Genomic DNA, 11,099 nt, shown 5'->3' with positions numbered 1-11,099 from the left:
CAGGAGTGGCTCCATGACACGTGACACGAAGATCGGGATCCCTCCTGAGCTGAAGGTGATGATCGTCTCGGCCTTCGTGATCGCCATCGGGTTCGGCATCGTGGCCCCGATCCTGCCGCAGTACGCCTCAGACTTCGGTGTCTCGGCTATGGCGGTCTCCGCCGTGGTCTCGGCGTTCGGCCTCTTCCGGCTGCTCTTCGCCCCGGCATCGGGAAAGCTCACCCAGTGGCTGGGGGAGACCCCGGTCTACGTGATCGGGCTGCTGATCGTGGCGGTGTCCATGATCGCCACCGCCTACGCCCCCAGCTATGAGCTGCTGCTGCTCTTCCGGGCCCTCGGCGGCATCGGCTCGACCTTCTTCACCGTCTCGGCGATGACGTTCCTGGCCCGGAAATCGCCGCCAACGATCCGCGGCCGGGTCTCCGGCGCCTACGCCTCGGCGTTTCTGATCGGCAGCGTCGCCGGTCCGCTGGTGGGTTCGGGACTGTTGGTCTTCGGCCCTCGGGTGCCCTTCCTGGTCTACGGAGCGGCACTGGTGGTGGCGGCCGCGATCGTGTTCGTGATGCTTCGGCAGTCTCGCCTGGAGGACCGGGGACGCAAGGAAGAACGCGAGACCGCCACCCTGGCCGAGGCCTGGCAGCACCGCGGGTACCGCGCCGCGCTCACGGCCGGCTTCGCGAACGGATGGGCGACCTTCGGGCTGCGCAATTCCGTGGTGCCGCTCTTCGCGGCCACGGCCTTCGTCGGCTCCGGCTGGATGCTGGACTCCAGCCAGCTGGCCGGGGTCGCGCTGGCCACCTTCGCCGCAGGCAACGTGGCGGCGGTGCTGCTGTTCTCACGGCGGTCGGATCGGTTCGGACGACGACGCCCGATCATCCTCGGTCTCCTCGTCTCGGCGCTGGCCACAGGCCTGCTCGGTCTCGCGCCGAGCCCGCTGGTGCTGCTGCTGCTCAGCGTGATCGCCGGGGTGGGCACCGGCCTGATGAATCCCGCGCAGCAGGCGGCGATCGCGGACATCGTCGGTTCGGGACGCAACGGGGGATCGGTGGTCTCCACCTTCCAGATGACCCAGGACCTCGGGGCGATCATCGGGCCGCTGCTGGCAGGGTTCCTGGTGGATCAGCTCGCTACGCCTGGGCCTTCGGTGTGACCGGAGTGATTCTGATGTTCGGCGCTCTGGCCTGGACCCAGGCTCCGGACACCTTGGAGGCCGAAGCGGAGACCGCCGACACGGCGCGGCCCTGAGCCGCCGCCGCTGATCCCGCACAAAGAGCCTGGGTCCGGTCCACCGAGCGAGATGCTCGATGAACCGGACCCAGGCTCTTGATGCGTTGCGGGGACCTAGACGGGGGTCACTCGCGGGGTGCGCCGACGGTGGTCTTGTGCTCACCGTTGATGGTCTCGAAGATGTAGGCATCCTCGTCGTGCTCGGAGCGGTCGATGCCGAGGGTCTCGACGTCGGAGGTGACGCGGAAGCCGATGGTGGCGTGGATGGCGTAGGCGATGATCGCGGTCATCACCACGGTGAAGACCAGGGTCACCAGCACGGCCACGACCTGTGAGCCCATCAGGCCCAGACCGCCGCCGTAGAACAGACCGGCTCGTTCGCCGTCGATCAGTTCGGCGCGGCCCAGCAGGCCGATCGCGACGGTGCCCCAGAGGCCGGCGACGAAGTGCAGGCCGACCACGTCGAGCGTGTCATCGAAGCCGAGCTTGTACTTCAGGCCGACTGCCAGGTAGCAGACGAAGCCGGAGATGGCGCCGATGATGATGGCACCGACGGGGTCCACGTGTGCACAGGCCGGGGTGATGGCCACGAGTCCGGCCACGATGCCCGAGGCGGCGCCGAGGGCGGTCGGCTTCTCGCCGCGGATGCGCTGGGTGATGAGCCAGACGACCAGAGCCGACGCGGGGGCCAGCAGGGTGTTGACCCAGATGAGTCCAGCTTCGCCGGCTTCGGCAGCTGCGCCGCCGTTGAAGCCGAACCAGCCGAACCAGAGGAGTGAGGCGCCCAGCAGCACGAACGGGGTGTTGTGCGGGCGGTGTGAGGCGCGTTCGGTGAAGTTGCGACGCTTGCCCAGGATCAGTGCAAGAACCAGAGCAGCGAGACCGGCACACATGTGGACCACGAGGCCGCCGGCGTAGTCGACTGCCTCACCGACAGCGTCGCCCACGGCGCCGCCCTCAACGAGGAGTCCACCATCGCCCCAGACCATGAAGGCCAGCGGGCAGTAGACCAGGGTGACCCAGATGGGCACGAAGACCATCCAGGCGGAGAACTTGGCGCGGTCCGCGATCGCGCCGGAGATCAGTGCCGTGGTGATGATGGCGAAGGTGGCACCGAAGCCGATGCCGATCAGGTCCTCGGGTGCCTCGGCCAGGGTGTTGTAGAGGCCGAGATCGGTGCCGGGGTTGCCGAACAGGCCACCGACGGACTCGCCGCCTGCGATGGCGGAGCCCCAGAGGGCCCAGACCACGGCGACCAGCCCCATGGCCGCGAAGCTCATCATCATCATGTTGATGGCGGACTTGGCCTGAGACAGACCGCCGTAGAAGAAGGCCAGTCCGGGTGTCATGAGCAGCACGAGGCCGCTTGCCACAAGCACCCAGACGTCTAGTGATCCAAGTTCCATGTGTCCCTCCAGGAAACATCAATTCATCGGTGAACTTCACCGAGACGAGCTGATCTCCATGGTGACCGCCTCGTGTTTCACCGGGCGCGCCGTGATGTTTCAGGAAGGTTAAACCTTTCCCCGCGGTGCGGGGTCCGCCATGCACCGGGGCCCTTCGCCGCCTCGGGGCTCAGAACGGGGTGACGTAGGCACCCGAGATGCCGCCGTCGACCAGGAAGGTGGAGGCGGTCATGAAGGAGGAGTCGTCGCTGGCGAGGAAGGCCACCGCGGCGGCGAGCTCCTCGGGCTCCGCGAAGCGGCCCAGCGGCACGTGGACCAGGCGGCGGGCGGCCTTCTCCAGGTCCTTGGCGAAGAGCTCCTTCAACAGCGGCGTGTTCACCGGCCCCGGGCACAGCGCGTTGACCCGGATGCCCTGCCGGGCGAACTCCACGCCCAGCTCCCGGCTCATCGAGAGCACGCCCCCCTTGGAGGCGCTGTAGGAGATCTGGGAGGTCGCGGCGCCCATCACCGCCACGAAGGAGGCCGTGTTGATGATCGATCCCTTGCCCTGCTGCTGCATGTACGGGATGGCGTGCTTGCAGCAGAGGTAGACCGAGGTGAGGTTGACGTCCTGGACCCGGCGCCAGGCGTCGATATCGGTGTCCAGGATGGAGGCGTCATCGGGCGGGGCGATGCCGGCGTTGTTGAACGCGATGTCCACGCTGCCGTAGGCCTCCTGGGTCTGCGCGTACAGGTCCTTGACCTGCTCCGGGTCGGTGACGTCGACCTTGACGAAGAGCCCGCCCAGTTCGGCGGCGACCTGCTCGCCGGCGACCGCGTCGACGTCGGCGATGACCACCCGTGCTCCTTCGGCGGCCATCCGGCGGGCACTGGCGAGACCGATGCCGCTGGCGCCTCCGGTGATGACGGCGCTTCGGTCGACGAGACGGCGGGCGTTGATCTGCATGGGGCTCCTTGATCGATGGACAGGGGGGTGGGATGTTCTGTGCAGCCCTTCAGCTGCTGGAGATGAAGACGTTCTTGGTCTCGGTGAAGGCCTCGGCCGCGTCGGGGCCCAGCTCCCGGCCGAAGCCGGATTCCTTGAACCCGCCGAAGGGGGTCCAGTAGCGCACCGAGGCATGGGTGTTGACCGAGAGGTTTCCGGCCTCGACCCCGCGCGAGACACGCAGCGCGCGTCCCACGTCCCGGGTCCAGATAGAGCCCGAGAGGCCATAGTCGGTGTCATTGGCCAGGCGGATCGCCTCGGCCTCATCCTCGAAGGGGACCACGGCCAGGACCGGTCCGAAGATCTCTTCGTTGAACACCCGGGAGTCGGGGGACGGGGTGAGCACGGTCGGCGGGAACCAGAATCCGGGCCCGGTGGGTACGGACCCCTGGAAGGCGATCGAGGCGTCGTCCTCGAGGTAGGCGGCCACCGAGTCGCGATGGGCGGCGGAGACCAGGGGGCCCATATCGGTCTGCTCCTGCCGGGGATCCCCACAGCGGAAGCCGCGCACGGCAGGTTCCAGCAGCTCCAGGTACCGGTCCAGGACCTTGCGCTGCACCAGGACCCGGGACCGGGCGCAGCAGTCCTGTCCGGCGTTGTCGAAGGCGCCGCCCGGTGTGGCGGCGGCGGCCTGCTCCAGGTCGGCGTCGGCGAAGATGATGTTGGAGTTCTTCCCGCCCAGCTCCAGGGTGAGTCGCTTGACCTGGTCCGCGCAGCCGGCCATGATCCGCTTGCCCACAGCCGTGGAGCCGGTGAAGACCACCTTGCGCACCCCCGGGTGGGTCACGAAGCGCTCGCCGACCACCGAGCCCTTGCCGGGCAGCACGGTGAAGACCCCCTCGGGCAGCCCGGCCTGCAGCGCCAGCTCGCCCAGCCGGATGGCGGTCAGTGGGGTGATCTCCGCCGGCTTGAGCACCACGGTGTTTCCCGCCGCCAGGGCGGGCGCGAAGCCCCATCCGGCGATCGGCATCGGGAAGTTCCAGGGCACGATCACCCCGATCACGCCCAGCGGCTCATGGAACGTCAGGTTCACGCCTCCGGGCGCCGGGATCTGCCGACCGGAGAGTCGCTCCGGCGTGCCGGAGTAGTAGTCCAGCACGTCGCGGACGTTGCCGGCCTCCCAGCGGGCATTTCCGATGGTGTGCCCGGCGTTGCGCACCTCCAGGGCCGCGAGATGTTCCAGATCCGCGTCCACCGCCTGGGCGAAGCGACGCAGCAGACGCGCCCGGTCCGCCGGGTCCACCGCGCGCCAGGAGGTGAAGGCGCGCTGGGCGCCGGCGATGGCGGCGTCGGTCTCCTGCAGCGAGGTCAGCTCGATGGTCTCGATGACCTCTTCGGTGGTCGGGTCGATGATCTCGGTCGCGGTCATGGGTGCAGTGCGTCCTCTCGGTCGTGGTCAACCAGCGCCCCAGATCCTCGGGGCGGGCTCTGGTGACGGTCGGTCTCTGCTGCGGCGTCCCGCTGCTGGGCGAAGCGCCGGGCGACGTCGATGAAGCCCTCGAAGAGCCGGGCATCCTTGCGGTTCTCCTCGGGGTGGAACTGGACGCCCAGGGTCCAGGGCTCTGTGGTGGTCTCCACGGCCTCGATCGTGCCGTCAGCGGCGCGGGCGGTCACGACGAGCCCTTCAGCCACCGCGTCCAGCGCCTGGTGGTGGTAGCAGGGTGACTCCGCGCTCTCCCCGAGCAGCTGCGCGCATCGGCTGCCCGGTTCCGTGGTGAACCGGACCTTGCCGTAGCGCCCGGGTGCGGGCTGATACTGCGCGGCGTCGGGATTCACGTCGGGCAGATGCTGGATCAGGGTTCCGCCCAGCGCGACGTTGAGGATCTGGGCGCCGCGGCAGATCGCAAACAGCGGCAGACCCCGATCCAGGGCCGCCCGGGTCAGCGCGATGTCGTGCTCATCCCGGCTCGGCTGGGAGGAGGTGCGTTCGTGCCGGTCGGCGCCGTAGAACCGGGGATCCACGTCGACCCCGCCGATCACGATCAGCCCGTCCATCAGCTCCAGCACCGAGGGGTCGGAGCCCACCGGAGGCAGCAGCACCGGAGTTCCACCGGCGGCCGCAACACCTTCCACATAGGTCCCGGGCACGATCGCCGCGATCGACTTCCAGTCGCCCCAGGATCCCTCCTGGTAGTACGTGGTCAGCGCGATCCGGGGCGGACGTCCCGGCTCGGTCGAGGTGTCGTCAGAGCCTCTCGAAACCACGGTGCAGCTCCCAGTCGGTGACGGCGGCCTCGAAGGCCTCCAGCTCCACATCGGCGTAGTGGACGTAGTGCTCGATCACGTCCTCGCCGAAGACCTCGCGGGCCAGTGCTGAGCCCTCGAGGAGGTCGCGGGCCTCGCGCATCGCCGAGGGCACGACCTGAGCGTCGGACTCATACGCGTTGCCCTCCATCATGGGTTCCAGCTCCAGCTGATGCTCGATGCCGTAGAGACCTGAGGCCAGCATGGCGGAGAGCGCCAGGTAGGGATTGACGTCGCCGCCGGGAAGTCGGTTCTCCATCCGGGCGGAGCCGCCGTGACCGACCAGCCGCACCGCGCAGGACCGGTTGTCGATGCCCCAGGCCACCGAGGTGGGAGCGAAGCTTCCCTCGGCGAATCGCTTATAGGAGTTGATGTTCGGGGCGTAGAAGATGGAGAGTTCCCGCATCCCCTTGAGCACTCCAGCGATGAAGTGGTCGTAGGTGGCGCTGCGGGCGTTGGTCTCCTCGTCCCAGAAGCTCAGTTCGCCGTCGAGTCCGCGCAGGGACATGTGGATGTGGCAGGAGCTGCCCTCACGCTCGTTGGGCTTGGCCATGAAGGTGATGGACTTCCCCTGCTGCTGGGCGATCTGCTTCGAGGCGAGCTTGTAGACCACGTGGTTGTCGGCCGTGACCAGACCCTCATCGAAGCGGAAGGCGATCTCGTGCTGGCCGAAGTTGCATTCTCCCTTCGCGCTCTCCACGGTCATCCCAGCGGTATACATCGCATTGCGGATCTCGCGCAGCAGCGGCTCCACCCGTTGGGAGCCGAGGATGTTGTAGTCGACGTTGTAGCGGTTCGCCGGGACCAGGCTCTGATAGTTGGAGTCCCAGGCGTCCTCGTAGCTGGTGTTGTAGACGCAGAACTCGAGCTCCGTGCCGGTGAGCATCTGATAGCCCATCTCCCGAGCGCGATCGAGCTGACGGGTCAACATCGCCCGAGGCGACATCGGGATCAGCTGGCCGTCGTGAGCGGTGAGATCGCACTGGATCATCACCTGCCCCGGGTTGTGCGGCATCACCCGGATCGTGTCCAAGTCCATGGCGAAGCTCATATCCCCGTAGCCGGCCTCCCAGCTGCTGATCGCGTAGCCGCCCGGGGTGTTCATCTCGGTGTCCACGGCCAGCAGATAGTTGCAGCCCTCGGCGCCCTCCTCGAGCATCGAATCCAGGAAGAACTGCGCGTGGCACAGCTTGCCCTGCAGCCGACCCTGCATATCGGTGAACGCGAGGACCACGGTGTCGATGCGCCCCTCGGTGATCTCCTGGCGCAGCGCAGGGACGGTGAGCATTCGATCATTGCGGGGGTGCTTGGGCGATGTCGTCACGGGATCTGTTCCTTGGGGTGGAGGGGCAGGGACGGGGTCCAGGCTGGGGTGTTGATGCCCGGGCGGGTTCGGTTCGGGGTGGGCCTGGTTCAGGGTCGGCTCAGTTCAGGGTGGAGTCTGCGTCCTTGACCCGGGCGAACTCCTCCTCTGGTGCGTTGGCGACCACACGGTGGCGGCTGAAGAACCAGAAGTAGCCGAGGAAGGCCAGGAACACTGCGGCGGTGATCGAGGCGGCGAACACATCGACCAGGAAGGTCGCGATCACCGCCACCACCGCCAGGACGAGTGCGATGCCGGTGGTGACCACTCCGCCGGGTGTGCGGTAGGCGCGCGGGAGGTCGGGTTCGCGCAGTCGCAGCACGATGTGAGAGAGGTTGAGCAGCACATAGGACACGGTGGCGCCGAAGACCGCGATGTTGATCAGCAGGCCACCGTCCCGGGTCGCCGCCGCCAGCACGAAGCCGATGGTGCCGGGCACGATCAGGGCCACCCAGGGGGTCTGGCGGCTACCGGTCAACGAGAGCCAGCGCGGCAGGTAGCCGGCGCGGGAGAGCGCGAAGAGCTGCCGGGAGTAGGCGTAGATGATCGAGAAGAAGCTGGCGATCAGGCCCGCGAGCCCGGCGTAGTTGACGATGCTGGCCATCACGCTGTCGGGGCCGCCGACGGCGCGGATCGCCTCGGGCAGCGGGTTGTCGGAGGTGCTCATCGATTCCGCGCCCGCAGCGCCGGGGACCAGGACCAGCATCAGCGCCCCGGTGACCAGCAGGATGAGCATCGCCACGATGATCCCGCGCGGCATGTCGCGCTGGGGATCGGTGGTCTCCTCGGCGGCCAGCGGCACGCCCTCGATCGCCAGGAAGAACCAGATGCCGTAGACCAGCGCGGCCATCGCCCCGGCATAGCCCATCGGCAGGAAGGCGCTGGCGCCCACGGCGTCGTTCGGGACGATGTCGAAGAGGTTCGCGGCGTCGAAGTGCGGGACCAGCGCGATGACCGTGACGACCAGGGCGAGCACGGCGATCGCGGTGATGCCGAACATCAGCCGCAGCGCCTCACCCACGCCGTAGAGATGGATGCCCACGAAGATCACATAGGCCGCCAGGTAGACCGGCCAGGAATTGGTCATGCCGAACAGCCCCAGCGCCTCGATGTAGCCGCCGATGAACGTCGCGATCGCGGCCGGCGCGACCGCGTATTCGATGAGCACCGCGACGCCGGTCGCGTAGCCGCCCAGCGGTCCCAGTGCCCGGCGGGCGAAGCCGTAGCCGGCACCCGCGGTGGGCAGCGAGGAGGACATCTCTGCGAGGCCGAAGACCATGCAGGTGTACATCACACCCATGAGTACGAAGGCGATCAGCAGCCCGCCCCAGCCGCCCTCGGCCAGGCCGAGGTTCCACCCTGCGAAGTCCCCGGAGATGACGTAGGAGACCCCCAGTCCGGCGAGCAGGATCCATCCCGCGGCGCCGGTCTTGAGCCGACGGTGGGCCATATAGCTGGAATCAGCGACGAATGGGCCGGTCTTGTCATGCGGCATGGCTGTCCACCTCTTGTGGATTCGAACCGATCGGAACACCGTCAAAGGACTGATTTCAGTCCATGGTGTTGTGCGGAAGCCTGCCAGCTCTGATCTGAGGCGTCAATAGGCGGACGCCCGTTCCGTCCGCGCAGGGAACACGTAGGCTGTGGCCAGAGCCAGAGCGGAGGATCAGATGACTGCGGCAGACTTCGGGGACCCTTATTCGGTGCTGCGTCCGGTGCGTTCCGGCAACACCTTCGAGGAGACGATCGAGCATCTGCTGCAGGCGATCCGGGTCGGGCTCTTCCCACCGGGGCAGAAGCTGCCTCCGGAGCGGGACCTGGCGGAGCACCTGGGGGTCTCGCGTGCGACCCTGCGTGAGGCCCTGGCCGAGCTGCAGACGGCGGGGTTCCTCGAGATCCGCCGGGGACGCTACGGCGGGACCTACATCCTGGAAGCTCCCAACGCCGCCCCTCAGGGGGTGCAGCATATGGATCCGCTCCAGCGGCGCGACGTGCTGGCGTTCAGGGCGGTGCTTGAGCCCGCCGCCGCGGAGCTCGCCGCCCAGGCAGACCTCTCCGCCTCGGCCCGAGAGCACCTGCAGGGCTGCCTCTCAGATCTGGAGGGCGCGGATCGGGCCAGCTATCGTGCCCGGGATGCGCGGTTCCATATCGCGATCGCGGAGCTGAGCGGGTCGCCGTCGCTGATCACCGCGGTGACCGACACCCGGGCACGGGTCAGCGCGCTGCTGGATGAGATTCCGCTGCTGCCGGCGAACCTGGAGCATTCCAACGCCCAGCACCTGGCGATCACCACCGCGATCCTGCACGGGGATGGAGCGCGGGCGAAGTCGTTGATGATCGATCACCTGGAGGGCACTGCTTCGCTGCTGCGCGGCTTCCTCACCTAGGCCGCCGGGCTGCCTCCCCGGGGCGGAGCGAGGCTGTGGTCGTCCGGATGCGGCGGCCGCTCAGAGCTGTGGCGGCCCATAGTCAGTGGCCGTTCAGGCTCAGGGGCAGTTCAGACTCAGCGACCGTTCAGGCTCAGTGGTCCTCGAGCAGCGCGGCGACGAACTCGGCGGCGTCGAAGGGTGCGAGGTCATCGGGCCCCTCGCCGAGCCCGATGAGCTTGACCGGGACGCCCAGCTGGCGCTGGATCGCGACCACGATGCCTCCGCGAGCGGTGCCGTCGAGCTTGGTCAGCACGATGCCGGTGACATTGACGACCTCGGAGAAGACCTTGGCCTGGTTCAGGCCGTTCTGACCGGTGGTCGCGTCGAGGACCAGCAGGACCTCGTCGACGGCGGACTTCTTCTCCACCACGCGCTTGACCTTGCCGAGCTCGTCCATCAGGTTGGACTTGTTCTGCAGCCGGCCCGCGGTGTCGATCATGACGACGTCGGCTTCGAGCTCGATGCCCTTGTCCACGGCCTCGTAGGCCACAGAGGCCGGGTCAGCGCCTTCGACGTCGGACTTCACCGTGGGCACGCCCACGCGGTGACCCCAGGTGCTCAGCTGCTCCGCGGCGGCGGCACGGAAGGTGTCGGCCGCACCGAGGAGGACGTCCTTGTCCTCGGCGACCAGCATCCGGGCCAGCTTGCCCACCGTGGTGGTCTTGCCGACGCCGTTGACGCCGACGACCATGATGACTGCGGGGCGGCCCTCGGCCGTCACCGTGAGCCGGCGATCCAGGGTCGGGTCGACCAGATCGGTCAGCTCCTGGGTCAGCATCGACTTGACCGTCGCGGGATCCCGGGTGCCTTCGACCTTGACCCGCTCGCGGAGCCGGTCCACGAGCTCCATGGTGGGATCGGTGCCGAGGTCCGCCATGAGCAGGACCTCTTCGATCTCCTCCCAGACGTCCTCGTCGATCTCGTCTCGGGAGAGCAGGGCCAGCAGCGACTTGCCGAAGATGTTGTTGGACTTGACCAGCCGGGCGCGAAGCCGCGCCAGGCGCCCCGCCACCGGCTCCGGGGTCTCGACGGTCGGTTCAAGGACCGTCGGCTCCTCGAGAAGGTCGACGCCGTCCCCGAGGCTCGGCTCGGCGGTCTCCGGGCGGTCCTCGGTGGGAGCCGGGAGAGTGTCCACGCCGCCGGAGGGCAGATCGTCGGGGTCCCGCTGGGTCAGGTATTGCTCACGCTTGGCCTTGGGCAGCAACTTCCCGCCCTGCACCAGGAAGAATCCCAGGGTGCTGAGCAGGATCACAGCAAGAACGATGAACAGAATCAGTACGTCAAAATCCACCCGTTCAGTCTGTCACAGACCTGCGCGGTGGGCGGCCAGGGTAACGAGGATCGCGTCTTGACGCGAAGCTCCAGGGCGTTGGAGTATCGTGCAGTTTCGGAATCGTCGGCGTTTCATGAGTGGGCGACTGACATTGCATGAGCTTGAATAGACC

At 67.8% G+C, this 11,099-nt stretch carries 9 protein-coding genes; 2 read left to right on the top strand and 7 right to left on the bottom strand.

The window, feature by feature from the left end:
• Nucleotides 1-13 precede the first annotated feature (13 nt).
• Nucleotides 14-1,150 (top strand): MFS transporter, encoded by a 1,137-nt coding sequence (locus BG28_RS10170; protein ID WP_235181070.1) that lies wholly within the window; start codon nt 14-16, stop codon nt 1,148-1,150.
• 202 nt (nt 1,151-1,352) lie between these two features.
• Here the strand turns inward: BG28_RS10170 and BG28_RS10165 are convergent, their stop codons facing one another.
• The 6 genes from BG28_RS10165 to eat all read right to left on the bottom strand — a co-directional run bounded on the left by BG28_RS10165 (nt 1,353) and on the right by eat (nt 8,720).
• A complete protein-coding gene (locus BG28_RS10165) occupies nt 1,353-2,633 on the bottom strand; it encodes an ammonium transporter (protein WP_036476377.1) in 1,281 nt (426 codons plus the stop codon).
• Nucleotides 2,634-2,802: 169 nt separating this feature from the next.
• A complete protein-coding gene (locus BG28_RS10160; protein WP_036476375.1) occupies nt 2,803-3,579 on the bottom strand; it encodes a 3-oxoacyl-ACP reductase in 777 nt (258 codons plus the stop codon).
• A gap of 49 nt (nt 3,580-3,628) precedes the next feature.
• Nucleotides 3,629-4,987, bottom strand: a complete 1,359-nt coding sequence (locus tag BG28_RS10155; protein ID WP_036476374.1) for an aldehyde dehydrogenase — start codon at nt 4,985-4,987, stop codon at nt 3,629-3,631.
• Complete coding sequence (locus tag BG28_RS10150; protein WP_235181069.1) at nt 4,984-5,823, bottom strand: gamma-glutamyl-gamma-aminobutyrate hydrolase family protein; 840 nt, start codon at nt 5,821-5,823, stop codon at nt 4,984-4,986. Before BG28_RS10150 ends, BG28_RS10155 begins: the two co-directional genes overlap by 4 nt.
• Nucleotides 5,804-7,150, bottom strand: coding sequence for a glutamine synthetase family protein (locus tag BG28_RS10145; protein ID WP_036476373.1), 1,347 nt, complete (start codon nt 7,148-7,150; stop codon nt 5,804-5,806). The genes BG28_RS10150 and BG28_RS10145 overlap by 20 nt, the downstream gene beginning before the upstream one ends.
• A gap of 136 nt (nt 7,151-7,286) precedes the next feature.
• Nucleotides 7,287-8,720: an ethanolamine permease gene (eat, locus tag BG28_RS10140; protein ID WP_036476371.1), complete on the bottom strand. Its 1,434-nt coding sequence runs from the start codon at nt 8,718-8,720 to the stop codon at nt 7,287-7,289.
• Nucleotides 8,721-8,895: 175 nt separating this feature from the next.
• On the opposite strand from eat, the gene BG28_RS10135 reads away from it, so the two are divergent.
• On the top strand, nt 8,896-9,612 hold the full coding sequence (locus BG28_RS10135; protein ID WP_036476369.1) for a FadR/GntR family transcriptional regulator: 717 nt from the start codon (nt 8,896-8,898) through the stop codon (nt 9,610-9,612).
• A 133-nt stretch (nt 9,613-9,745) separates the two neighbouring features.
• On the opposite strand, the gene ftsY is transcribed toward BG28_RS10135, so the two are convergent.
• The gene (ftsY, locus tag BG28_RS10130; RefSeq protein WP_051501302.1) at nt 9,746-10,945 is read right to left on the bottom strand and encodes a signal recognition particle-docking protein FtsY; all 1,200 of its coding nucleotides are present in this window, start codon (nt 10,943-10,945) and stop codon (nt 9,746-9,748) included.
• Nucleotides 10,946-11,099 lie beyond the last annotated feature (154 nt).

The sequence above is a fragment of the Nesterenkonia sp. AN1 genome (assembly GCF_000582475.1).
In the GTDB taxonomy this organism is placed as follows: Bacteria; Actinomycetota; Actinomycetes; order Actinomycetales; family Micrococcaceae; genus Nesterenkonia; species Nesterenkonia aurantiaca.
This window is presented reverse-complemented; position numbering and strand designations above follow the sequence as displayed.